Source organism: Cyclobacterium sp. 10D3-21, from assembly GCF_055809755.1.
The window spans coordinates 2596182-2620831 of the sequence record NZ_CM147924.1 but is presented as its reverse complement, the minus strand read 5'-3'; the positions used below and the strand labels follow the sequence as shown (position 1 = coordinate 2620831).

Here is a 24650-nt window from a genome sequence, read left to right as displayed (position 1 = left end):
TATCAAGCTAAGTTTAAATGCATACTATCAGAAAAAATATAACTACCCCCGTTTTCTGTCTTCTGATAGCAGGATTTTTGAGTCTATTTGTTGTTAAAACTGGTCTTTTGGGAATAGGCTTAATGATTGTGATACCCTTTGCCCTTGCATTGGGGATTTTCATGATGAGCCACCCCAATAAAGCATTGGCTACAGGCCTGGTATTTGCATTTGTTTCAATAGGTGCCACCCGATACATTACCAATTTACCTCTGGGACTTTCGGTAGACCTGGCTTTGGCTGCACTGGTGGTAAGTGCCATGTTTCATACCGAGGTTAAAACAGATTTTACCAAGCTAAACAATAGCCTGTTTTTAGTTACCCTTATATGGATGGGTTATAATGTGGCAGAAATATTCAATCCTGAGGCAAGAAGTGTTACTGCCTGGATTTATGCAGTTAGGGGTACAGCTTTGTATATGTTCCTCACTGTACCACTTACCCTTCTGTATGCAAACAAGCCTTCTGACCTAAATCGGCTTTTCTATATTGTTTTTTTCTTTAGCATACTGGCCTCATTTTGGGGATTGAGGCAGTTTTATATTGGACTGGATGCTGCTGAAAACCGTTGGTTAGATGCCGGATCGAGATCTACTCATGTATTGTTTGGCAACTTGCGGGTTTTTAGCTTTTTCTCTGATGCAGGTCAGTTTGGTGCGGGAATAGCCCACGCTGGAGTGATGGCTATGGTTTTGGCCATAGGGCCTTTTTCATTGAAAAAAAGAATTATTTTCGCAGTTATGGCCCTATTGTTCTTTTATCTTATGATCATGAGTGGAACAAGAGGTGCCCTTATGGTACCTGTGGCGGGCACAATGGCCTATCTTTTTGCTTCAAAGAATTTTAAATTGATGGCTGTTGGTATCCTGGGTTTGGCATTGGTCTTTTCATTCTTAAAATTTTCCACTATCGCCAATGAAAACTATCAAGTACGAAGAATGCGATCTGCCTTAGATCCTGACGACCCGTCGCTTAATGTGAGGTATTTAAATAAAAGAAAATTCTCTGAATACTTAAAATCAAGGCCTTTTGGTGGGGGGATAGGTACCTCTGGGTTCTGGGGGCAAAGATTTAGTCCAGGAACATTTTTGGCAGACACGCCTAATGACAGTTGGTTCATCAAAATATGGGCTGAGATGGGGATTGTCGGCTTGTATTTACACATTTTCATCTTAGGTTTTATTGCAATCATTGGACTCTTTAAGATTTGGAAAGTCAAAGACCCAAGGTTACGGCAAAAGCTCCTCGCATTATTCGGTGGTTATGTAGGTATCGCTGCGGCATCATATGGCAATCCCCTATTGGGTCAAATGCCTACAGGCATCATTCTTTATATGTCATGGGCATATTTTTTTCTTGCCGAAGACATGGACAATAGCTTAATTAAATCGTCTAAAAATGAATAAACCTTTAATTTCCATTATCACCATTAATTATAATGGGCTTGTCCATACAATGGGTTTTTTAGCATCTTTTCAAAAGATCACTTATCCAAATGTGGAGATTATAGTGGTGGACAATGCTTCTAAGGAATCTCCTGATAGTCTTCTTGATGAATATCCGGATACCATTTTAATTAAAAACCCAGTTAATGAAGGTTTTGCTGGAGGGAATAATCGTGGAATGGAAATAGCCAAAGGGGAATATTTCTTTTTAATCAATAACGACACTGAAGTTGCCCCTAATATTTTAGAAGTCTTGCTAGAACGTACCTTAAAATCAGAAAAAGTAGGTCTGGTATGTCCTAAAATTCTTTACCATGAAGAACCTGACATTATCCAGTATGCAGGATTTTCGGCCATAAACCCTATAACGGGAAGAGGAAAAGGAAAAGGCTATTTAGAAAAAGACGAGGGTCAACACCAAGTAGCAGAGGTTACTCAATTGGCACATGGTGCAGCCATGTTTATTCCAAAAAAAGTAGTCAATGAAATCGGCTTAATGGCTGAACTTTATTTTTTATATTATGAGGAGATGGACTATTGCGAACGTATCAAACAAGCGGGGTATGATATATGGTATGAGCCCAAAAGTTATATCCTCCACAAAGAATCCATGAGTGTGGGTAAAAACTCCTTGCTAAAGACTTATTACATGAGCCGAAACAGGTGGCTATACCTACGGAGAAATGTACATTACCCTTTATTCATCTTCACCGCGGGATATTACCTGCTAGTGGCCCTACCAAAAAACTTGCTGGTATATGTTTTCAGATCGGAATGGTCCCATTTCAAAAAATACTTTAAAGGATTTATAGATGGCCTATTTTTGAAAGACATTAAAGAGAACCCTACCCTAATTAATTAAACTACCTGACGATGAGAATAGGCATAGAAGCGCAACGTATCTTTAGAAAGAAAAAACACGGCATGGACATGGTAGCCCTAGCCTTGATTAAAAACTTGCAGCAGCTGGATACTGAAAATGAGTATTTCATTTTTGTAAATGATACAGAGGACCCTTCAGCAATAAATGAAACAAGTAATTTTAAAATTGTCCCCTTGCCTCCATCACCCTATCCCATTTGGGAACAGAAAAATCTTGCCAAAGCTATAAAAACCTATCAATTAGACATTCTACATTGTACCAGCAATACTGCACCAGTTTCTTGTTCAATACCGCTGCTTATCACCTTACATGATATTATATATCTGGAAAAAATAAACCTAAAGGAAGGCACCTGGTACCAAAGACTGGGAAACATCTACAGAAGATGGAATGTACCAAAGGTGGTAAAAAAAGCTTCCATGATTTTTACAGTTTCCCATTACGAGCAGAAGAGAATTGTGGAACATTTTGGGTTAGAAAAGGATGAGGTTCAGGTCATCTACAATGGGGTAGCCGGTCATTTTAGAATAGAAGACCTCCAAAAACAGGAAGCTATCCGCTTAAAGTACAGTTTACCACAATCGTTCATACTTTTTCTGGGGAATACTGATCCAAAGAAAAACCTTAGAGGAGTGCTCAAAAGCTTGGCAATTCTGGAGGAGAGGGGTATTGAACACCCTGATTTAGTCATGCCTGATTTTGGGAAAGAGGTGCTCATAAAAATGTTAGAAGAGATTAAAGCACCACATTTGATTTCAAAGATTCACCTCACAGGATATATTCCCAATGAAGACTTACCCGCCATTTACAGTAAGGCAAAAGTATTCTTGTACCCATCTTTAAGAGAAAGCTTTGGTCTTCCCATCTTAGAAGCTATGGCTTGTGGTTGCCCTGTAATCACCTCCGACACCTCTTCAATGCCTGAAGTAGCTGGAGATGCTGCTATTATCATTGATCCATTTAATCCAGCATCAATTAGCAAAGCCATTGAAAAAACATTGTTCGATTCGGCATCCAGAAATATGCTTATACAAAGGGGGTTTCTAAGACCACCTCTATTTGATTATAAAAAAGGAGCATTGGACACACTTGCTGCTTATCAGAAAATCAACCCGCACAAATGACAGATAAGAAATATTGGCTTACCGGAGGATTTTTTACAATGATGCACCGAGGGGTAGATTTTTTACTCGGATTTATAGGATTCATGCTTTTGGTAAGGGTTTTTAGTCCCGAAGAATTTGGAATTTGGGTGTTGCTTATCACTATTGTATCGATAATTGATATGGCCAGAAATGGATTCATTCAAAATGGGATGATTAAATTCCTTGTAGGAAAGGATGAGGCCCTACAAGCAAAAATTCAAACTGCTTCGATCTGGTTAAATGCTGCTTTAAGCTTTTTAATGATGATTTTATTATGGTTGTTTGCCAAGCCTTTGGAGCAATTACTAAATGGTGAAGGGTTAGCCGATTTATTGAAAATTCATTCTATAGTACTTCCTGTATTGATTTTCCATACCCATAATATGGTGCTTATGCAGGCCAAATATGATTTCAAAGCTTATTTTTTTGCGGGAATAAGCAAAAGCCTGCCTTTCTTTTTGGTTATTTTATTTGCCTACCTAATTGATAATAAGCTTAGTTTGATTGAATTGGCCTGGTATCAAAATCTCGCTTTTCTTTTGGCTACTTTTATGTCTGTATATCAAGTAAGACAATATTTTAAATTTCGTTTCAAAGCAAAAAAATACTGGCTGAGCAGAATTTTCCATTTTGGTAAATATGTTTTTGGTACTAATCTGGTGTCGATGCTGACAAACAGCCTGGACAAGTTTTTACTGGGCGCGCTGTTGTCTCCAGTGCAAGTGGCAATGGCAAATACTGCAGGAAGAGTGATGAACATGGTGGAAATACCCGTCAACTCTATCGCTTCTATCAGTTATCCAAAAGCAGCAGAGGCCCATGAGAAAAAGCAGGCTGGCCTCGTAGGAGAGATTTATGAGAAGACCTTGGGAATGATGCTAAGCCTTACGGCTCCCTTTTGGTTAGTTTGTATGGTGTTTGCCCATTACATTGTTCTTTTCATTGCAGGTGAGGCCTACTTAGATGCCGTTCCATTTTTAAGGATTATGGCTTTTTTAGCACTTATAAAGCCATTTGATAGACAGTCTGGTGTATTTCTCGATGCTATTGGCAAGCCCTTTATTAATATGATTATGGTATTTGGCACATTTATTTATGGTGCCATTTTTAGCTGGATTTTTATTCAATGGTTTGGCCTTTTGGGAGCAGCTTACGGGTTGGTACTTGCGGTTTTCACTACTGCGATAATCAAGCATATCATTTTAAACAAATTTATTGAAGTCAATTTCGGTCGTTGTTGGCTCAAGGCATTTCAAAATTATCCAATAATGCTCAATACACTGCGTAGTAAGCTCAAGAAATGAAATCACAGCAATTCTAAGTCCACTATTGCCAATATTTTTCAAGGTGTTTAAACTCCTTTTTTCTAGACTCCCAAAGTGGGCCAATTTCAGTTATCTCATTATGAGTGGTTGCCATAAAATCCTTATTGGCTTTCCTTATATTAAGTATACCGGAGATTTGTCCCAATACAAATAGCGGTATTTTAGGGATGGCGTTTAGTACTTTTTGTGGTGTCTTATTAAGAAGCAATAGCAGTAGGAAACCTAGGGCAAACAATACAAGACTTCCTCCTAAGAGGAAAAAATAACTCCATTGGACAAACAATGCGACAAATGCCAATAAGCCACTAATGCCAACCAAAATCACCATAGGTGGCATAGCAGTCATCAAAGCAAAATAAATGCGATTCCAGTCAAAATTCACAATCCCTTTTCCTAAAAGTTTTAAAGTTCCTGGCAACTGACCAAAGTAACTATTAAGCCATCTTCCCCTTTGTCTGCCAATTTGTGTAGAGGCAGTAATCTTCTCATCAAAAATTATGGCTGCGGCCGCATAGGCAATTTTATGCCCTTGACCTACTAGCTCTGATTGCAAGGATTTATCCTCTGCTACTACCACACCTTGCTCCTTTAATACCAATAACTCTTTGGCGATATTTTTGCCGTACAAGTTTTTTTCGATAGACATTCCTGAACCTGCAATCGTAGAGGATGATCCCAAACGAAAAGGGATATTCCTCACAGCAAAATCATAATAATATTCACCCAAGGCATCTAAAGCTGCATAAGTTCCAGCTATATTTTTAGCAATTCTTTTTCCTTGAACTGCCTTATACCCACTTGCATGAAACATACTAATTATTCTTAAAAAATGCGAAGGTACCAGGTTATCGGGGTCAAAAACTACCACATGACTGTGTTTCTCATTCATTTCTTCCAGTACCAATCCCAGGGAGGCTACTTTACTATTAAGAAAAGGACTAGGCTGATATACGGTAAGTTTTTCATTTACCAATATGTCCATTTTTTCATCGATCCCATCCGCTACCAAATAAATGTGGAAATGAGGGTAATCTTGAGCCAAAAGAGACCTAACCAATGGCCATGCTATATCTTTCTCTTTGTATACAGTGATCACACAAGCAAAATCAGCATTCAGATCAGATTCATTTAGCTTTATTTTACCACCAAAAAATGAAACAAAAGTACTCAATAATGGGAATAAAAGATAAAAACTGCAAATACACGAAATAATAATAAATAAGATCAAAGCTTTAAAAATTAATGGTTTACATAAACCTAAATTTAAGCTTTCCAATGCGGAAAACATTCATTATTTTAGAAAAAAAACAGCTTTTTATGAAGGATTTTTCTAACCTTACTTTTGACAAGGTTACCATAGTAATGACAAGTATGTCCCGATGGGACGGTGAATTTTCATCAGCTTCCTGGTCGCTTGCCAAAACTTTTGCTCAAACCCAAAAGGTTGTTTATGTAGACTACCCATTTACTTTATTGGATTATTTCAAAGAACGCAAGAGACCATCTGTTTCCGCTAGGAAACAGGCCTTAATTTGGGGAAAGGATAGTCTTAAACCATTGCCCCAATTTAGCCCTTTTCTATATGCCCTGACACCTCCTTTAATGCTTCCTATAAACTGGCTACCCCAGGGTGTTTTTTATAATTTACTTTCGGATTGGAATGATAGGCGATTGGCCAAATCAATTAAAAAAGCATTAAAAGAGCTTAAGGAAAAAGATTTCATATTCTTTAATTCTTTTAACCCTTTGTATCTAAGTAAATTACCCACAGGGTTTAAACCCAATGCATTCGTTTATCAATCCCGGGATAATATCAGGGCCTTGGAGCGCTATTTGAGAAAACATGGAGCCCAAAAAGAAATAGATGCTGTTAGAAATGCAGACCAAAGCTTGGTCACTTCGCGAATGCTGCAAAAGGATTTAGAAAAACTTTCCGGAAAAAAAGTGGCTTATTTTCCGAATGCAGCAGATTTTGACCTGTTCAAAACTGCCTATGAAAAGCAACTGGAGATGCCAGAAGACATTAGAAATATACCCCAGCCCATAATCGGCTATACCGGGAATATTTGTCATAGATTAGATTATGATTTAATAAAGAGCATCTGTGAGGCAAATCCTGACAAGAGTATGGTAATGGTTGGCCCTAGGAATCATCAAGGACACACAACCATAAACCTGGATGAAATTCCTAATTTGTACTTTACAGGCCCAAAAAAAATAGAACAACTGCCTCAATACCTGGCACACTTCCAGCTTTTAATATTGCCTTTTTTATGCAATGAGGTTACCAAAAGCATTTACCCACTTAAGATCAATGAATACCTCGCTTCCGGAAAGCCCATAGTAGCTACGCCTTTCTCAGAGGACATCCAATTGTTTCACCCATTTATTGGCTTGGAAAAATCACCTGCGACATTTAATAAAGCTATTGAGGTAGAATTGGCAACAAATACTGAACAAAAAGCAAAGGCAAGGTATTTGGAAGCCTCAAAAAACACTTGGAAAGGGAGAGTTAAGTTATTTTGGGAATTACTGATTAATTAAACATTTTCACTTTGAAACAATGCAGGAATCGTTCTTAAGAGAATTTTTAAATCAAACCAAATACTGAAATTTTTAACATAATCATTGTCAAGACTTAGTCGTTCTTCTTCAGACATTGCCCCTCTTCCTCGCTTTTCTACTTGCCAAAGACCAGTAATCCCTGCAGGTCCAAGGAACCTTAGGGCATATTTGTCAGTGGTGATTTTTTCCGCTTCATAAAGTGGCAAAGGTCTATTTCCTACTAGAGACATATCTCCTTTTAATACATTCCAAAGCTGCGGCAATTCATCAATACTAGTATTTCTTATAAATTTACCTATCCTTGTCACACGTGGATCGTCTTTGATTTTGATAAATGCTGCATCCTTATTGCTGTCTTTTTTAGCCATAAGAAGTTTTTCACAAACCATTTTATTGTCATCATACAATGGTTGAAGACAACCACCACCTGCTTGTTCACAAAATTCACAGAGTTCCTTTACCTCGTTAACAACATTAGTAGACTTGATTTCTACTTCCTCCACTACTTCATCATCATTGTATTGGTTGAGATGCTTCAATTGCTGCAATTTGGCATCTGCATCAGGATCCATGGACCTAAATTTGTAAAATTTAAAAATATTATACCCTGTCCCAACTCTATAAGAATAATAAAATACAGGTCCTCTTGATTCTAGTTTGATCAAAATAGCAACAATCAGGAACAAAGGCAACAATCCTAAAAGTATAAGACCGGAAACCACAATATCAAAAGCCCTTTTGAGAAATGGTGTTTTAGCCTCTTTTAAGGCAGAGTATTGGGCCTTTTTCTTTTTTGTTATTGGATGTTTCATTTGAAACTCCAGTCTGGTTTTTAATTGCTTTCCATTTATGGGCTTTAAGACAAAATCAGAAACTCCTTTAGAAATTGCATTATAGATGTCTGCGGGAGTGGCCTTATCCACAACCATAAAAAAAGGCAGATGACCAAACCCTAGCTTTTCAATTGTATTTTTAAGGGCGACTCCATGAACATCCAATAAGGAAGAATCACTAAGTATCAAACAAAAGCTATCAGTAGCTGTAGAAAGCGTGTTGTAAAAAATAATACCGTTAGAAAAAGTATTTATTTCGAAGGAATCACCAACGGCCTTTTCAATCGCATCAATAACCTTGGTATCTTTGGAAATCAATGCAATTTTTTTAGTTTGTTTATTCATTTATGGATTCGATAGCAAATTTTCCTGTTCTTCTCAAAATTGAATTTATTCGGGCTTCAAGTTCTTTGGGATTAAAAGGTTTAACCATAAAGTCATCTGCTCCCATATTTAAAATATCGATTTTCTTTTCAGAAGAATCGGTAGCAGAAAGAACGATTAAAGGAATAGAGGAGAAAAACCCGCTTGAACGTACAAGTCCAACAAATTCGGCACCGCTTATCTCGGGCATATTTAAGTCACAAATAATAATATCCGGCAAATCTCCTTCTTGCATATTCGCAATGGCATCTGCAGGTTTGTTAAACACCTTGACATCAAATTTTTCTTTAAAATAATGTTGTATGATCAGTAAAACTGAAGGTTCATCATCTATCCCAAAAATTTTATATTTATTTTTCATAGTTACGAAATAGAATTTTTTCTATTAAATTACTAATAAAGGTAAAAACGAACCTGCATATAAAAAAAGGTTTTAATATTTAATTTCCTTATTTAATCAAATGTTTTTGGATTTACAAGGATAATTCTTCTACAAAATTTATAAAATACAAAATATATTATTTAAATAACTTAATTATGTATTCCAAAATAGCAACCAATAGACAAAAAAAAGCATTGCTCTTTTGGAAAAGAACAATGCGAATACTAGAGTTGAATTAAGACTTATATATTATCCTCTTTTAAAATAAGATCGAAATATTTAATGGTTTCAACTAAACCAGCTTTCAACTGAACTTTCGGTTCCCAACCAAGTTCCTTTCTCGCCAAATCGATATTAGGCTTTCTTTGCATAGGGTCATCCTGAGGCAAAGGCATAAACTTAAGTTTACTTTTCGAACCTGTAAGTTCCAAAACATTTTCAGCCAATTCCAACATGGTAAATTCAACCGGGTTGCCAATATTGATGGGCCCAATCACGCTATCCGGACTGTTCATCAATTTATGCATTCCAGAAATCAAATCACTCACATATCCAAAACTACGGGTTTGCTTGCCATCTCCAAAAATGGTAATGTCTTCTCCTTTCAAAGCCTGGACAATAAAGTTACTTACCACCCTACCATCATTTGGATGCATTCTAGGTCCATAGGTATTGAAAATACGCATTACCTTAATATTCAATTCATGCTGCCTATGATAATCAAAAAACAAAGTCTCAGCACACCTTTTCCCTTCATCATAGCAAGCACGAGGGCCCGTAATGCTTACACTACCTTTATACGATTCAGGTTGAGGATGAATTTCAGGATCTCCATAAACCTCACTGGTACTGGCCTGTAAAATTTTTATTTTCAACCTTTTGGCAAGTCCTAACATATTAATGGCACCAATCACACTTGTCTTGGTGGTTTGAACCGGATCAAACTGATAATGAACGGGACTTGCAGGACAGGCTAAATTATAAATTTCATCCACTTCTACATACAATGGAAGTGTCACATCATGTCTAAGAAATTCGAAATTTTTATTATCCAACAGATGGTGAATATTTCTTCTTCTTCCTGTAAAAAGATTGTCTGCACAAATCACTTCATGGCCTTCACCCAAAAGTTTATCACAAAGATGGCTACCTAAAAATCCGGCTCCACCGGTTACTAAAATCCTCTTCATTATATTAAATAATTAGTTAAAAACTTAAAGTCTGCTATTGCTGCTGAGTAATATGCAAAAATAATAATATATTACCCATTCAAATAATTTTTTTTCAATGTTGTTTATAATTTACCTAAATTTAAGTATCTATCTCATATTCCAAACAACAAAATCGTTAAAATCCTAAAATAACATGAAAAACAGCCTACCAATTTTAAAGTTGTTCACTATAGTGCTACTTTTTATGGTCTTCAATTCTCCGTTGGCAGCACAAGATGGCAAACGTGATCTTTACGAAATAAGGATGTACCACATCGAAAATTCAAACCAGGAAAAAGTAATTGATACCTATCTGGAAAACGCATTTATTCCAGCAGCCCATAGAGCAGGTGTCGAGAATGTAGGTGTATTCAAGCCTTTACCTTCAGAACCGGATGCTGGAAAAAAAATATACGTTTTTTTGCCATTTACCAACGCTAAAGATTTTTTCAGGTTTCAGAGAAAGTTAAATACCGATACCAAACACCAGGCGGATGGCAAAGCATATATTCAGGCGGCTTTCGACAATCCTTCTTTTAGTAGGATAGAGACTTCTTTAATGCAAGCCTTTGAAACGAGAACCAGAATGGCTCTGCCTAAGCTAAGTTCTCCTAAAAGCGAAAGAATCTATGAATTAAGGAGTTATGAATCCGCCACAGAACGCCTTTACAATCAAAAAGTGAAAATGTTTAATGAAGGAGAAATCGATATTTTTGATGAATTGAATTTTAATGGCGTTTTTTATGGGGAACCTATAGCAGGTGCAAATATGCCGAATTTGGTTTATATGACTGCATTTGAAAACATGGAAGATCGAGACGCTCACTGGGCAGCGTTTAGTGATTATCCAGCTTGGTTAGCCTTGAAAGCAAATAAGGAATATGACAATACAGTAGCGAAGAATGACAAAAGACTGTTGAGACCTACTTCTTACTCAGATTTCTAAATTTCATTTTCCGCAAAAAAGGCCGATCATAGTTTCTTATGATTGGCCTTTTTTATGCCTTGAAAAAGGTAAAAACAACATTACATACAGCCATTCACTTAAACCCAAATTAGGCAATGCCCTTCTATTACGTGTTGAAATCATTTCCCTTAAACACGGGACAGGTTTACGTATCCTATTACATAATCCGGTTAAATTTTCACCTATAATTTTTCAATGATTTCATCTGGCGCTAACCTTTTATTAATTAAACCAAGGTTTAGTAAAGCATCCAAGGTCGTATTCACATCATGATCAGGCACTTCTCCATCAGTTGCCCAATTGGTTTGTCCCATCCATTCCTGAACATCCTTTTTATCAAGTTTGTAGTTTTCACTTATACGCAAAACAAAGCTTTGCTTGTCTTCCATAATGGTCTTGTTGATACGGTATATTTCCTTTTGAATTTTTTGGAGCAGGCCCTTATTCTCCTTTAGCATTTGACCCGAAGCAACGATTACGAAGCATGGCCAAGGTGTCGGAATTTCGCCTATCCGCCGAAAAAAACCATTGTCCACCAATGGCTTCGTAGTATATTTTTCCCAAAGAAAGGCCTTGGTCTTATTGTCCTTAAAGGAATTTATGGCTCCGTCTAAATTACCAATGGTTTCAAAATCAAGACTTTTTGTATCCCAACCTTCCCTTTTTGCCAAGAGATAAGCCATTAAATGAGAGCCTGATCCCATTCTACTCACTAAAAATGGCGCATTATTCAAGCTTCTGAGACTTTGTACCTCACAGGCATTAGGAACATGAATCCCCCAAACCAAAGGAGATTTCACATGATAGCCTATGATTTTCCCCGGATTCCCTTCAACTTTGTCTTTAAGGAAACTTTCGGTGAGAATGATGGCTAAATCTGTAGCACCAGTCCTTATGGCACTGTTCATCGCGCCAGATCCTCTGGGCTCATTTCCCCAAACCAATTCAACCTGATCATCCAAGAAAGGTTGTTCTTTTACCAGCTGTTGCCAGGGAAAATTAAAATGTTCGGGCACCCCTGTAATCCTTATTTTATCCATAAAACAAATATATAAAGGAAATTTTATAGTTTCCAATCCATGATTATGGGCAAGGAAATAATGAAATATTCGGTAAAAATGTATTTTTCAATCAAATTATAAGGTAATTGTTCTGCACTATTTATATCTTTGAGTTCCAAAACTATCACTTCGGTGAATAAAGGTGGATCAAAATTTAATACAACCATAAATTATTTAATATGAAATTCAAACCTGGAGTAAAGTACGGCGAAGAGCTTAAAGACCTATTGGCCTATGCGAAAGAAAGTGAATTTGCAATGCCTGCAGTGAATTGTATCAACAGTAATACTGTGAATGCTGTTTTAGAAACCGCAAAAAGGGTCAACTCCCCGGTAATGATTCAGTTTTCAAATGGCGGTGCTCAGTTTTATGCTGGTAAAGGTCTACCAAATGACAAGCAACAAGCTTCTGTAGCAGGTGGTGTTTCCGGTGCCCTGCATGTACATAAAATGGCTGAAATATATGGTGTCCCTGTAGTGTTACATACAGATCATGCAGCTAAGAAATTACTTCCTTGGATAGATGGCTTACTTGCCGAAGGGAAAGCTTATTTTGAAGCTTATAAAAAACCTCTTTTCAGCTCCCACATGTTGGATTTGTCTGAAGAGTCTATTGAGGAAAACATTGAAACATCCGTAAAATATTTCAAGGAGTTTGCCAAAATTAAAATGGCAATCGAAATTGAGCTAGGTGTAACTGGTGGAGAAGAAGATGGTGTAGACAATACAGAAATCGATAGCTCCAAACTATATACTCAGCCTGAAGAAGTAGCTTATGCTTATGAAGAGTTGAAAAAAGTAGACGACTTGTTCACTGTTGCTGCTGCTTTTGGAAATGTTCACGGTGTATACAAGCCCGGTAATGTTTCATTGAAGCCAATAATTTTGAAAAACTCTCAGGATTATATCAATGAGAAATTCGGAACTACTGGCAAACCTGTAAATTTCGTATTCCATGGTGGATCAGGATCTACTGTAGAAGAAATTAGAGAAGCCAATAGCTATGGTTCTGTAAAAATGAATATTGATACAGATCTTCAGTGGGCATTCTGGGAAGGTGTGTTGAAATACTACCACAAGAAAGAAGGATACCTTCAAACCCAATTGGGAAATCCTGATGGACCAGACAGTCCGAACAAAAAATCCTATGACCCAAGGGTATGGCTTAGAAAAGGTGAAGAGAACTTTGGTCAGAGACTAGAACTTGCCTTCGATATGCTAAATGCATTGAATAGAAATTAAGTTTAGAAAATTGATATTTGATTGTTAAAGCTGCCCTATTTGGGCAGCTTTTTTGTCTTTGTTTCTTCAGATTTCCCCTTAAAGCTGTTGTCTAATAATTTCTTAGGTTGACAGTTGATACTGTTAAAAGGGGCCCTCAACTTACAAATCTTTTACGTTCCCCCTCGCAATAATGAGCGATTTAAAAAAAGCACCGAGTAGAAACCCGATGCCTTTTATCTGTATTCATATTTCAGGTTAAACCTGTTCCTGAAATTGAAACAATATCCTTACTTAAGGATTAAGCCATTTTGTCAAATGGGCTTTTCTATCGTTTGCATTTTTCACGGAAAGGGCTTTGATTTTTTCGTTACCTCCACGCTCAGGCAATAGGGAGTGTTCTTTTTTCAACTCAGTATTTTCATGAAGTACCAACGGATTGGTTATGCTCAAATTTTCCAACAAGTCTGGTAAATCATAATGCTTCAATGCACCTGCTACTGTATAATTGATTTCACTGGTATTGTACCTGAAGGACTCTACAATTCCACGGTAAGAACTCATTGGATCTACTAAGGCTATTGAAGATATAGCAGGGTTGAAATTTGCCGCATGAAGCAGTACCGAAGACATTTCTCCCTTAGCAAGGCCTTTGATCTCCCTGGCGCCTTCTTTTTCCTGCAATACAGCTACCAGACGATTGGCATCACCTGCATTAATCCCCACAATGCTTCTACCAATAAGGATACTTTCAAACCAGAGGTTGTATGAATGGCCATCAAAATTGGCATCGCCTCTAAAGCCTCCATTGCCCATCTCCCCGGTATTTAAAAGGTCCGGAGCAAGTACCATGGCTCCTGCTTTGACCAAGGCTTCCATGTCTCCGCCAACTTCAGCATCAACAGCTTTACCAGATGGATCTAAATATAGTACCGCTTTATCTGTAGCATGGTCAGGTTTCATCAAAAGGTAAGGCAACCAGTAGTCTCCCTCTCCCTTCATCAGGTGTTGTTCTATGGTATACCCATCGCGTTGAAATCTTCCCACCATCATGGTTTCTGACAATGTTTCCGGCTTTTGATAACCTGAAAGTTTCTTAGCCCAAGCTACCTTCTCTTCCAAAGAGCCATTCAATTCTTGAAGTTCAGCCTTGTTAAGATCATACGTTGTTTTGCCATTGTAGCTGCTCACCAGCTGCCCTGTAGGAGAAACCTGCAATACTTCCATTGATAGTGTATCGATGTCCTGGTCTTCCACAGCTCCCGGTAAGTCAAGATGTTTTCTAAAGAAAGCGTACATGCGTTCTCTGTTCTTCTTCGTCGAAGCATGGCCATCATCATCTTCAATTTTTTGGAAATTCTCTGAGACACCATAGGCATCATAAATTCTTTGAACCTGTTGACTGGTTTCTCTAACCCCTTCTATATTGAACATGTCACGGGTAGTGGAGATAAGCAGATTGGGTTTTGGTGCTCTGACGATCATTAGATCAGGATGGTCTAATCCCTCTGCAATGGCATGGTAAAAATTTTGTTCTGCATCCTGAGGACCATGGGTAAGCATCAGTCGCTTGAAATTGGTAACGTAATTTTCCGGAGCTGAAGCATTGATCCTTTCGTCGAAGGCTGCAATATAAGAAGATTGTGTACCTCCTCCTGATCTACCTGTGATTCCGATTCTTTCCGGATCCACTTCTTTTCTAGTCATCAGATAATCTACCACCCTGATACCATCCCAGATCATGTGCCTGGCCTCTGAAGAGCCTACAACAAATGCTTGTGCTCCTGGATAGGAATGTTGTTTGGTAGCGCCACCTACCAGATCTTTATTGGTGTCATGATCAAAATATTCCAATCTTTCTCCTTGTCCAACAGGGTCAAAGCCAAAAACAACAAATCCTTTCTTTACCAGGTTAAGAATTACATGCTGGTAAGTAGGAGCTCTATAAGCCAAAGGCGTATGCCCTGAGCAATAAATAATGGTAGGTGTTTTCCCTTTCACACCATCCGGAATAAAAAGCGTTCCACTCACATAAAATCCCGGTTGGGACTCAAATACAATGTTTTCAAATTTATATCCATCGCCTTTATGCTTTCCAGTAACTTTTGGATTTAAAGGTGTTTTTTCAGGAAATGGTCCTACGACCTCCATCAGTTTGTCTTTGGCAGTGGCCTGCCAGTCTTTCCATTCGTTCAAAGAAGAGATAGAAGCAATGGCCTTGTCTCTTTTTTCAAGCATTTCAAGTGCCTGTTGACTTTGGTGTTTGTAGAGGGCATTGGGGCCATCGGTAAAGTTAACCCAGTGAGATTGAATCACTGTTAGGTCTTCTTGAGCAAACCCGATAGTAGACAAGCCTATAAAAAGCAGTAGTGTCAGTGGTATGTTTTTCATTTAAAGAAAGTTTGTAATTTTATGGTGCAACGGGTTTATAAAACCAGCTGGCGTTTGTTTATTTTAATTATTTGTTAAATATCCTTGAGGCTTCCAATATTTTCCAGCAATAATTGGCGTAAAAACGGAAGGCTTTTTCCTTCAAAACAAAAGAAAAAACCTTCCTGATTTATTGTAAAGAATTAAAGGACAATATTTTAGGTCCTTATTCTTAAAAATTATACCTGATCTGGGACCACGTAAGGAGGTCGACTAGGTCTGGTGAGCATGGTATCTGCCTCAGAATCGTTGGCAAATCTCTCATAGTCACCCATAAACTTAAGTCCTCTCTCCAAACGATAAGAAATGTTAGCTATCTGCGGCAATGCAGAAGAATAATAGCCTTCTCTAATATCGCAATTCAATGCTTCATTGTTTCCTGCCCTAACACTGTCAAGGAAGTTAGCGTAGTGCTCAGAACCTCCTGGAGCAGCCACCAACACATTGCTACCGGAAACTTCAGATTTAGCCATTTGGGAAGTAGCAAATGGTTCTTTCTCATCTGTACGGAAAGCTTTCCAGGTACCGCCGTTAAGCTCAAGGTACCCCTCAGTGCCATAAAACATGTTTCCTATTTTGGTTCCAAGGCTAGATTCTCCATTGGTATATCTTCCACGGGTTTCAAATTCCAAGGTTTTACCATCCTCATACTTAAAGATGGAAGTCTGGGTATTAGGGGTTTCCTGTGAACATTCTTTGGGAGAGATTCCGTAAATGGCTCCTGAAGAAAATACAGACACAGGGTGCTCATTTTTATTCAATCCCCAGCGGGCAACATCAAATTGGTGGGGCCCTTGATTTCCGGTATCACCATTTCCTGTGTCCCAATGCCAATGCCAGTTATAATGTCCCTTTTTCTCGTTATATGCCCGGTACGGTGCTGGCCCTAGCCACATGTCATAATGCAATCCTTCAGGTGCCGCACTGTCATTGGCGATACCAAAACTATTTCTTGGCTTGTAACACAAGCCTCTGGCCATATAAACTTCGCCTATATTGCCATCATGAAGAAATTTCATGGCTTCTTGTACATTTTCAATAGACCGGTTTTGAAAGCCTACCTGAACCACTCTATTGTATTTTCTGGCGGCTTCAATCATCTTCCTACCTTCAAACACATTATGACTTGCAGGTTTTTCAACATAGACGTGCTTTCCAGCCTGACATGCCCAAATGGTACCAAGTGCATGCCAATGATTTGGCGTAGCAAATGAAACGGCATCAATTTCAGGATCATCCAAAACCTTTCGCATGTCCCATTCTGTGTTGGGCTTATCTCCTACAGTGTCTTTTACCAGTTTCACTTTTTCAGCCCAGGTATTCTCATCCGTATCACACAAGGTTTTGATGACAACATTTCTACTTTCCTTAAGCTTACAATACTGGTTGATATGATTGGTACCTTGTCCCCTAATACCAATCATGCCTATGTGCAAACGATCATTGGCACCTAAGATATTCCCATAGGATTTGGCACTCATGGTCATTCCTGCCACAGCCAGCCCTGCACTTCCCAATAGGCTTTTTTTGATAAAATCTCTTCTTTCTGTCATTTCAATTTTTTGATTAATTTCGGTTCTTCTGTCCTATAGGTTTTTTAGGTATTGCTCAAAAGTTTTTTTCTGAGCAATCATGGCGGCCAACTTGTCAGCAGGATCACTATGGGCTTCAATTAGAATCCAACCATTGTAATCGGCTTGATGCATCAACTTGAATAGTTCCTGAAAAGGATAATCGTTTTCATCAAAAGCCCGGATATGGGTGGTATCTCCCAACCATTGTTTGACCATTTCAAAATTCCCCTCAAGGCCTGGCTCCATTAGGTCCGTATTGTTGCTATTCCAGCAAATTTTCACATTGGAAGAGGTTACCTGATCAAATATTTCTTTCATCACAGGAAGCTGCTGGGTTACTTTTCCATGTACTTCTACACGCACCAACTGCCCATAATCTTTGGCATATTCACCTACCTCGCTAAACGATTTTGCAATTTGAGCAATGGTTTTCTCCCTGGACACTTCTTCTGGTAGTCGGTTGGGCTTGACTTTAATTCCAGTGGCGCCAATGTCATGGCACAATTTGATGTATTCTTTGGTATCTCTAATATTTGCCGCCAATTCTGCTGGATCTGGGCTATGGTATTCGTAATTACTACCGTATCCTACGCAGGTCACTGGACTGCCCTTAAACCTCTTTTTAACTTCTTTTCGTTCTTTTTTGCTAAGACTCGTTTCAACCCCATGGGCATGCTGTGTCCGAAGCTCCACCCCTTCATAACCTGCTTTTTCACAATTGGCTATAAGTTCAGGCAAAGCCCAGTCTTTTCCCCACAGGTAGGTCACCAAACCCAACTTCATGGAAGCTGCTCTAGGAACAGCTGGACTGGCCCATGTTGCCCCCATACTGCTTAGTGCAATACCTGATAAAAGGCTTTTCTTAAGAAAATCTCTTCGATTATTTTGATCGTTGTTCATTGTTTTGGGTTTACCATTTTATGTTTTCTATGGAAGTAATTCCATACGAAGGAAAGGGATGCGCATCATTAAATGGGTATAAGGCCTTTTGGTCTTCCACTGTTACTGCCTCTTCTTTTAAGCGGCCATCACTGTACATGGCTTTGGAAAGATCCAAATCCAGGGTTTTTGCAAGGAATGGATATACAGCTTTTCTTTTTTTATCGTCATAGCCATGATTGTCCTCAGGAATATGCTTGTTTTCAACCTTTTCAGTATGCCCTTTTAGCCCATAAATGTATTGAAGGAATGGGTATTCCACATTTGGCGTATTCTTGGTCCAGTCTCCTCCAACAGAGGTCAATAATAGCGGTTTTGGTGCAAATACTGCTGCAATCTCTACATTGTTGGTTTGATAGTTCTTTGCTTTATGTATAGGCATGCCACTCTCACACTCACATCCACCAAAAAAATGAGCCGAAACCATTACTACTGGCGCTGAAACATCTATTCTGTCATCTACTGCTGCCAAAAGAAAGGATTGCGTTCCTCCACCTGAGGCTCCGGTTACAGCCAGCCGATCGGGATCCGCTCCCAATGAAAGGATAAAATCAACGCTTCTGATACTGTTCCACAATTGCAATTTGAGTACATCTCCTTCTCTGTGTTCCCAGCCAATTTCTCCCATTTGACCGTAACCAACAGCATCATAGGCCCAAACAATCGCACCCATTCTGGCCATAGATGCAAATCTTTTTTGTGCATCAGGTCTGTACCTTCCTACATCTCCAGGTTTTGTCCAGTGCCCATGAGGGCTAAGGATACCTGGTGCCTTACCTGGGTTTTCACTCGGCATGTACAAACTTCCGGTTACAAATACTCCCGGCAAACTTTCGAAAGCAATGTTTTGAACCACATAGCCATCAAATTTTCTAATCTCACCCATTATTGGTTTTAATGGTGACTTTTTAGGCATTTTAACCAGGTCTGTTCCCTTTAGGATTTGTTTTCTTATCGCTGCCGCTCTTTTGTCCCAGGCTTTTTCTGTGGTGTATTTTTTCTTCTCCATTTGAAGAAATGCTGCCCCTTCTTCTTCTGTCCAATGGTCACCAACACAGAGCATGTCTGAACCTGAGCTTTGGGCACTCACTACTTCTGGAAAAGTAAAAACCATGAAGAGTACAACTACTAAATACCAATTTGATTTCATAAGGAAGGTGTTTTTAATAAGAAATTGTTAATTTTTCAGCCACTGGTCCCACCATTCAAATGCCTCTTTTTGCATGTCTTGGTCAAACTTGTGAAGCCCTGGGTAATAGGAGGCCCTGTATTTGTCCTGGGCCCCAGCTTTATCAAAGACCGCTTCAAGAATTTTATCTGCTTTTTGCATTTCAGGAAGCGTATACAACTGATCTTCACTATCATTGAGTACCAAAGTGGGTAATGGAACTCTTAATCCAAGAATTTCAGGAAAATCCAATTCATTAGGTAGCCTTGGCACATAAGCCATCCAGGTATGTGTATAGGCCCTGTTCAATAAAAAATCTGTCCATGTGCTCATAAAACCAACACATACCGCACATTTGATGCGGTGGTCCAATCCTCCCATCATGACTGTACGCAATCCTCCACCCGATAGACCTCCGCAGCCCACTCTGTCCGGATCTACATCTTTTCTGGCTAGTAAAATTTCCAATGCGACTTGATCCTCAGCAAAAAACACCGCCGGCCAGCTAGTACCTCCACAAAATAAAGACTTGGCCATGATGTGTTCATGATCTGAAGCCCATTTATTATAGGCTGCAATATTTTCTTCTTTTTCTGGGTTTTCATCTGTTAAACCACCCCTTCGGTTCTCCGGCACTTCCTCCAATAGCACCCTTCGACTGGCAAAGGTGAAAGAATCTGGCACTATGACTACATATCCCCTTTTGGCGATTTCATTGGCCCAGGCCTTACCTTCATAGTAGTGGTCTTGGTGCACTTCCATCAGCGGGTGCTGATCTTTACCTGTTCGGGTAATTTTTCTTAAACCAAAATACTTGTTCCCTCCATGGTCATGAAAAGCCAAAATGGCCGGTAACCTTCCTTTGGCCCCTTCCGGCTTGATGACTATAGCTTTGGTGGGATTGCCATAGGGCAGTTGCCAACTAATTTCTTCAAAACGCAAACCATCATTGACATAAGTATCATGAACAGTTACTTCTGGTATAGGTCCCAAATCAGGAATACCCATACGTTCTCTAGTTGTAGCCATGGCCTCTTTTTTCCAAGATTCCAGCGCTGTGAATCGCTCGTTCCTGAAAGAGAGTGATGGCAATTCATTGCTTATCAACCCATTGGCCCATGGGCCGTAAGGGCCGATGATACTAAGGTCACTTTTGGTCATGGCAAGGTCTTTTATAGCAGATGAAGCAGCAAAACTTTGAGGAGATAGTACTCCCCCTGCCAAACCAAATCCTGCCAATCCTGCAGTTTTGATAAAGTCTCTTCTTTGCTTTTTCATCTGCTTGTAGTTTTTATAAGTATGGATTTCTTATTTGGCCAATTCTAAAGCCTGCGTAGTAACGTAGTATTTGGCCAACATATTTGGCACTTCCCAATCAGGTAATTTTCCCTCTTTAAGGTAATTGATATACGTTTCTGTTACTTCCCTGAAATGGTCTTCATGTCCATGTCGGTAAGCCTGTGGGATTACAACTCTCCAGGAGTTTTTACCTTCTACTTTCACAACATCCAAATCTTTAAAGGTACCTGCAAGCTCTTTTACATGCTTGGTTACATTGGCTTCAAACTCAGCCAAATCCTGACCTTCTACAGGCTCTATGTACAATTCAGGCTTGTATTTTTCTTCTGCATCCTGTCTGATCACCAAATTGGCCTTGGTTCCTCTCATGATAGAATAATGTGTGTCTGCAGAACCTTCAGGCGCTTTGTAATTCCAGATAACAGATACCTTGGCATGCACCCCATTGATCTTGTAATTAATTTCTCCATTGCCATAAACCTTCAATAATCCATCAGACACTACTGACTGAAGGTAATCAGGGAATTCAGTAAGGTTTGTAGAACTAGTAAACTCATCAAGGGTGAGGTCAGTAGTCCATCTTTTGGCATTGATCATTTCAATGTCAGTCTTATAATCTATGATTTTATCTGGAAAACTTTCCCATTGCACCAAATCCACCAAGTGGGTAGTAACATCTACAATACCATTTCCTTGTTGATTTACATCATAAAACCATCCTGGCCTAATTAATTGCTTTCCTGAAACCAACTTAGAAAAATGGTGAATACTCTCTTTGGTAATGGCCGGGTTGTCAACAGTTCCTTCTTCCATTTGTCCGAACACATCCGGAATCAAAGAAAACTCTCTTTGAAGAATAGTAGAAATCTCAAACCTTTCCGTCATGATATCAAACAGTAAAACATTGTTTTTTTCCGCCAGCTCAAAAGCCTCCTTCAATGTTTCAAAACCTTTAGCGTCAATCGCCATTGGTTTATCTGCCAAAACATTTATACCTGCTTCAATGGTTGCCTTGATATTGGCTGTTTTTTCTTTATTGTTACCGGCAGTAAGCATTACGTTACCCTTCTTTTCACTAAGCATTTTTTGAAGGTAGTCGTCGCCTTTGTAGACCTCTAGTTCCCAACTGGTAGGATCCTCTTCACGGGTATTGTAACTTTCAATTGATTTCAAGTAAGACTGCAACTCTGGTCCATCAGGAGCATAAACGTAAACTTTAGGGTCTACTTGCTCATACATGGATTTTTTCACAAGGTGGGCATGGAAATGACCTGGATCGAGGGTAATGAGTTTAATTTCATTTTTCCCTCCTGTAAAGGTAGTTTTTACTTCTTCTTCCACATTTTTTTCGTTGGAACATGATACTGATAAAAGCAAAATTGAGGCAGCAAATGGTGACCAAAATTTACTATTGAATTTCATAAGATCTGGTTTTGGTAATTAATTAAATTAGGTAATAATTACTTTGGGACAATCTGTTTTTGATGCAAGAAGATCCAATTATTGTTCTAATAAAAAGAACAACAAGAAAATTAATCAAGGGATTAAATATAAAGAATATAAAAGGAGAATAAAACAAATATTGGCGCAACCGATTGCATTTAATGCATTAGAACTAATAATTCGTTATAAACGGTATTGATAGGAAGCCATTCAAATTATCTTTTGACAAATTTGGGTTAAAAAAGAAACGGAATATACCTTTTCAGATTATTACCATGGCCACTGAAGGTGCTCCTACCTCAATAAAGTTTAAAATCTGGGGGATTCCGTAGTCTTAAACAGTAAAGAAATGGGCATTAGGTAATCTATTTAGTAATGAACTCTCCTCCTCAGAAAAAGGTCAGGGCATGTTGAGACAAGTCAGCGAATCCCACTGCATTACCCGTGTTGATATTCACAGCTAGGTTAAGGTTAAGAGTGGTACAGAATTTGATTAAAGTTTTCTTTATAATGCAGTAAGTACCTTTTGGCAATAATTGTGAAGTTCGTAGCTACTTTAAAAAAAAATAAATACTTTGATGCTATATTTCGTTAGTAATTATGACATTGTAAAACCATTTCAGTATATGGATAAAAATGTCTTGCGATTTTCCAGCGTTAATTGGCCATAACAAATACAGAATGAAACCATTACAGCATTTATCATCTCTTTTTAATTACCACTACCCATAGACTTAAAAATCATTGAATACAAGGAATGCGTTTTAAATTACACGCAACCCATTTTACCTATAGTGAAAAATTTACTATCTCTAAACGATTCATTTGGGTGTAAACTAAATAAATTCCAAACCACATTAACTATACTAATTGTAAGTAAAGCATGAAACTATTAAATAGACAAAATGCCCCAACACCTACTTCTCGTCCATTGAGAGTTATCCAATTTGGAACGGGCAATTTTTTAAGAGGATTTGCTGATTGGATGATAGATGTCCTCAACGAAAAAACATCATTTGATGGCGACATTCAGATGGTTCAAGTACATAGTCGGAAGCCGGCTAAGGGGATAAATGATCAGGATGGCTTGTATCATATTTTAACCAGGGGTATAAGTAAAGGTAAAACGATAGAAGAAAACAGACTTATCCAATCTGTTAGGGGTGCAGTTAATCCTTTTTTAGATTATGAGGCTTATTTGAATCTTGCAAAAATACCTGATTTAAGGTTTGTCATTTCAAACACTACTGAAGCAGGAATATATTTTGATGAAGACGACAAAGATTGGGCAACTACTCCTGAATCCTTTCCAGGTAAATTAACTGCATTGCTCTATAAACGTTTCAAGCATTTCAAAGGTGATCCCCAAAAAGGTTTGGTAATCATCCCTTGTGAGTTGATAGAAAATAATGGTAAAAAACTAAAGGACAACATCCTTAGATACATTGACTTATGGGAACTACCAGGATCATTTGAAGATTGGATTGTCAAACACAACACATTCTGTAACACACTAGTAGATAGAATTGTCCCTGGTTATCCATTGGGCAATGGTAACGATATTCAAGCCCAAATTGGATTTAAAGATGAACAAATGGTGATGGCCGAGCCATTTCACTTTTGGGCAATCGAGGGACCTGATTGGTTGAAAACCGAGTTGCCTCTAGATAGTGCAGGATTCAATGTACTATTCGTAAAAAACATCGCTCCCTACAGAACCAGGAAAGTACGTATCCTAAATGGTGCCCACACTTGCCTTGTACCTGTTGCTTACCTTAAAGGTATCAGACTGGTAAAAGATGCTATGGAAAATGAGATAACCAGTGACTATCTACAGAAGGTTATCTTTGAGGAAATAATTCCAGCCATGGATCAACCTGCTGAAAGCCTTATTCCTTTTGCTGAAGATGTTCTTGACCGTTTCAGAAACCCATTTATCAAACACAAACTTAGTGACATTGCATTAAACTCTATTTCTAAATGGAAAGTCAGGGTATTGCCTTCCTTGCTAGATTTTATCAACAAAAAAGATAAAACCCCTACAGGCATGGTTCAAGCTTTTGCTGCAATGATTGTCTATTATAGAGGACACTACAACGGAGAAAAGACACCCATAAATGACAAACCTGAAATCGTTAAATATTTTGATCAGGTTTGGAAGATTAAAACGCCAGAAGTAGTGGTGGAAAGTGTTTTGGCGAAGGTAGAATATTGGGATCAAGACCTCAACCTTGTGTACGGACTCAGTGAGGCATTGATAAAAGAGGTAAAAGCCCTTTTGGCTCAGGAAAAAGTAGCGTAGAAATTTTCATATTAATTTAAACCCATAAAAAAAGC

The 24650-nt window shown here is 38.5% G+C and carries 19 protein-coding genes; 8 read left to right on the top strand and 11 right to left on the bottom strand.

Translation table 11 applies throughout. From position 1 onward, the window contains the following. Positions 1–17: 17 nt before the first annotated feature. From AC0L7T_RS10635 to AC0L7T_RS10620, 4 genes are read left to right on the top strand one after another with little or no spacing between them, the layout of a single operon-like run. On the top strand, positions 18–1445 hold the full coding sequence (locus AC0L7T_RS10635; RefSeq protein WP_473342595.1) for an O-antigen ligase family protein: 1428 nt from the start codon (positions 18–20) through the stop codon (positions 1443–1445). Further along, entirely contained in the window at positions 1438–2346 is a 909-nt protein-coding gene (locus AC0L7T_RS10630; protein WP_473342594.1) for a glycosyltransferase family 2 protein, read from the top strand. The genes AC0L7T_RS10635 and AC0L7T_RS10630 overlap by 8 nt, the downstream gene beginning before the upstream one ends. Before the next feature lie 11 nt (positions 2347–2357). Beyond that, positions 2358–3491: a glycosyltransferase family 4 protein gene (locus AC0L7T_RS10625; protein WP_473342592.1), complete on the top strand. Its 1134-nt coding sequence runs from the start codon at positions 2358–2360 to the stop codon at positions 3489–3491. Next, positions 3488–4816, top strand: a complete 1329-nt coding sequence (locus tag AC0L7T_RS10620; protein WP_473342590.1) for an oligosaccharide flippase family protein — start codon at positions 3488–3490, stop codon at positions 4814–4816. Before AC0L7T_RS10625 ends, AC0L7T_RS10620 begins: the two co-directional genes overlap by 4 nt. Positions 4817–4838: 22 nt before the next feature. Here AC0L7T_RS10620 and AC0L7T_RS10615 read toward each other — a convergent pair whose 3' ends face one another. Next, positions 4839–6008, bottom strand: a complete 1170-nt coding sequence (locus AC0L7T_RS10615; protein WP_473342589.1) for a glycosyltransferase — start codon at positions 6006–6008, stop codon at positions 4839–4841. Positions 6009–6154: 146 nt separating this feature from the next. On the opposite strand from AC0L7T_RS10615, the gene AC0L7T_RS10610 reads away from it, so the two are divergent. After that, positions 6155–7381 (top strand): glycosyltransferase, encoded by a 1227-nt coding sequence (locus AC0L7T_RS10610; protein WP_473342588.1) that lies wholly within the window; start codon positions 6155–6157, stop codon positions 7379–7381. Here the strand turns inward: AC0L7T_RS10610 and AC0L7T_RS10605 are convergent. The 3 genes from AC0L7T_RS10605 to AC0L7T_RS10595 all read right to left on the bottom strand — a co-directional run bounded on the left by AC0L7T_RS10605 (position 7378) and on the right by AC0L7T_RS10595 (position 10191). Beyond that, a complete protein-coding gene (locus AC0L7T_RS10605) occupies positions 7378–8580 on the bottom strand; it encodes a sugar transferase (protein ID WP_473342586.1) in 1203 nt (400 codons plus the stop codon). The two genes, AC0L7T_RS10610 and AC0L7T_RS10605, sit on opposite strands and share 4 nt — an antisense overlap. Continuing rightward, on the bottom strand, positions 8573–8980 hold the full coding sequence (locus AC0L7T_RS10600) for a response regulator transcription factor (RefSeq protein WP_473342584.1): 408 nt from the start codon (positions 8978–8980) through the stop codon (positions 8573–8575). Before AC0L7T_RS10600 ends, AC0L7T_RS10605 begins: the two co-directional genes overlap by 8 nt. Before the next feature lie 263 nt (positions 8981–9243). Next, positions 9244–10191 carry a UDP-glucuronic acid decarboxylase family protein gene (locus AC0L7T_RS10595; RefSeq protein WP_473342583.1) on the bottom strand — a complete coding sequence of 316 codons (948 nt, stop codon included), beginning with the start codon at positions 10189–10191 and terminating at the stop codon, positions 9244–9246. Between the two features lie 175 nt (positions 10192–10366). Here AC0L7T_RS10595 and AC0L7T_RS10590 point away from each other — a divergent pair, with 175 nt between their 5' ends. Then, a complete protein-coding gene (locus tag AC0L7T_RS10590; protein ID WP_473342581.1) occupies positions 10367–11158 on the top strand; it encodes an NIPSNAP family protein in 792 nt (263 codons plus the stop codon). Positions 11159–11361: 203 nt separating this feature from the next. Here AC0L7T_RS10590 and AC0L7T_RS10585 read toward each other — a convergent pair whose 3' ends face one another. Next, the gene (locus tag AC0L7T_RS10585) at positions 11362–12219 is read right to left on the bottom strand and encodes a substrate-binding domain-containing protein (protein WP_473342580.1); all 858 of its coding nucleotides are present in this window, start codon (positions 12217–12219) and stop codon (positions 11362–11364) included. 200 nt (positions 12220–12419) lie between these two features. Here AC0L7T_RS10585 and fbaA point away from each other — a divergent pair, with 200 nt between their 5' ends. Next, a complete protein-coding gene (gene fbaA, locus AC0L7T_RS10580; RefSeq protein WP_473342579.1) occupies positions 12420–13481 on the top strand; it encodes a class II fructose-bisphosphate aldolase in 1062 nt (353 codons plus the stop codon). A 273-nt stretch (positions 13482–13754) separates the two neighbouring features. On the opposite strand, the gene AC0L7T_RS10575 is transcribed toward fbaA, so the two are convergent. From AC0L7T_RS10575 to AC0L7T_RS10550, 6 genes are all read right to left on the bottom strand, one after another. Further along, the gene (locus AC0L7T_RS10575) at positions 13755–15851 is read right to left on the bottom strand and encodes an alpha/beta hydrolase family protein (RefSeq protein WP_473342578.1); all 2097 of its coding nucleotides are present in this window, start codon (positions 15849–15851) and stop codon (positions 13755–13757) included. A 218-nt stretch (positions 15852–16069) separates the two neighbouring features. Next, positions 16070–17443 (bottom strand): Gfo/Idh/MocA family protein, encoded by a 1374-nt coding sequence (locus tag AC0L7T_RS10570; protein ID WP_473342577.1) that lies wholly within the window; start codon positions 17441–17443, stop codon positions 16070–16072. Between the two features lie 33 nt (positions 17444–17476). Continuing rightward, complete coding sequence (locus tag AC0L7T_RS10565) at positions 17477–18364, bottom strand: sugar phosphate isomerase/epimerase family protein (RefSeq protein ID WP_473342576.1); 888 nt, start codon at positions 18362–18364, stop codon at positions 17477–17479. Positions 18365–18374: 10 nt separating this feature from the next. Next, positions 18375–19553, bottom strand: a complete 1179-nt coding sequence (locus AC0L7T_RS10560; protein WP_473342574.1) for an alpha/beta hydrolase family protein — start codon at positions 19551–19553, stop codon at positions 18375–18377. Positions 19554–19580: 27 nt separating this feature from the next. Next, positions 19581–20849: a dienelactone hydrolase family protein gene (locus AC0L7T_RS10555; RefSeq protein ID WP_473342572.1), complete on the bottom strand. Its 1269-nt coding sequence runs from the start codon at positions 20847–20849 to the stop codon at positions 19581–19583. 30 nt (positions 20850–20879) lie between these two features. Then, positions 20880–22292 (bottom strand): putative oxidoreductase C-terminal domain-containing protein, encoded by a 1413-nt coding sequence (locus AC0L7T_RS10550; RefSeq protein WP_473342571.1) that lies wholly within the window; start codon positions 22290–22292, stop codon positions 20880–20882. A gap of 904 nt (positions 22293–23196) precedes the next feature. Here AC0L7T_RS10550 and AC0L7T_RS10545 point away from each other — a divergent pair. Next, positions 23197–24615: a tagaturonate reductase gene (locus AC0L7T_RS10545; RefSeq protein ID WP_473342570.1), complete on the top strand. Its 1419-nt coding sequence runs from the start codon at positions 23197–23199 to the stop codon at positions 24613–24615. Positions 24616–24650: the final 35 nt, after the last annotated feature.

Excerpts from the sequence above, each read along its gene's own strand:
- AC0L7T_RS10635 (WP_473342595.1), top strand. The coding sequence starts at position 18 with ATGCATACTATCAGAAAAAATATAACTACCCCCGTTTTCTGTCTTCTG.
- AC0L7T_RS10630 (WP_473342594.1), top strand. The coding sequence starts at position 1,438 with ATGAATAAACCTTTAATTTCCATTATCACCATTAATTATAATGGGCTT.
- AC0L7T_RS10625 (WP_473342592.1), top strand. The coding sequence starts at position 2,358 with ATGAGAATAGGCATAGAAGCGCAACGTATCTTTAGAAAGAAAAAACAC.
- AC0L7T_RS10620 (WP_473342590.1), top strand. The coding sequence starts at position 3,488 with ATGACAGATAAGAAATATTGGCTTACCGGAGGATTTTTTACAATGATG.
- AC0L7T_RS10610 (WP_473342588.1), top strand. The coding sequence starts at position 6,155 with ATGAAGGATTTTTCTAACCTTACTTTTGACAAGGTTACCATAGTAATG.
- AC0L7T_RS10605 (WP_473342586.1), bottom strand. The coding sequence starts at position 8,580 with ATGAATAAACAAACTAAAAAAATTGCATTGATTTCCAAAGATACCAAG.
- AC0L7T_RS10600 (WP_473342584.1), bottom strand. The coding sequence starts at position 8,980 with ATGAAAAATAAATATAAAATTTTTGGGATAGATGATGAACCTTCAGTT.
- AC0L7T_RS10595 (WP_473342583.1), bottom strand. The coding sequence starts at position 10,191 with ATGAAGAGGATTTTAGTAACCGGTGGAGCCGGATTTTTAGGTAGCCAT.
- AC0L7T_RS10590 (WP_473342581.1), top strand. The coding sequence starts at position 10,367 with ATGAAAAACAGCCTACCAATTTTAAAGTTGTTCACTATAGTGCTACTT.
- AC0L7T_RS10585 (WP_473342580.1), bottom strand. The coding sequence starts at position 12,219 with ATGGATAAAATAAGGATTACAGGGGTGCCCGAACATTTTAATTTTCCC.
- fbaA (WP_473342579.1), top strand. The coding sequence starts at position 12,420 with ATGAAATTCAAACCTGGAGTAAAGTACGGCGAAGAGCTTAAAGACCTA.
- AC0L7T_RS10575 (WP_473342578.1), bottom strand. The coding sequence starts at position 15,851 with ATGAAAAACATACCACTGACACTACTGCTTTTTATAGGCTTGTCTACT.
- AC0L7T_RS10570 (WP_473342577.1), bottom strand. The coding sequence starts at position 17,443 with ATGACAGAAAGAAGAGATTTTATCAAAAAAAGCCTATTGGGAAGTGCA.
- AC0L7T_RS10565 (WP_473342576.1), bottom strand. The coding sequence starts at position 18,364 with ATGAACAACGATCAAAATAATCGAAGAGATTTTCTTAAGAAAAGCCTT.
- AC0L7T_RS10560 (WP_473342574.1), bottom strand. The coding sequence starts at position 19,553 with ATGAAATCAAATTGGTATTTAGTAGTTGTACTCTTCATGGTTTTTACT.
- AC0L7T_RS10555 (WP_473342572.1), bottom strand. The coding sequence starts at position 20,849 with ATGAAAAAGCAAAGAAGAGACTTTATCAAAACTGCAGGATTGGCAGGA.
- AC0L7T_RS10550 (WP_473342571.1), bottom strand. The coding sequence starts at position 22,292 with ATGAAATTCAATAGTAAATTTTGGTCACCATTTGCTGCCTCAATTTTG.
- AC0L7T_RS10545 (WP_473342570.1), top strand. The coding sequence starts at position 23,197 with ATGAAACTATTAAATAGACAAAATGCCCCAACACCTACTTCTCGTCCA.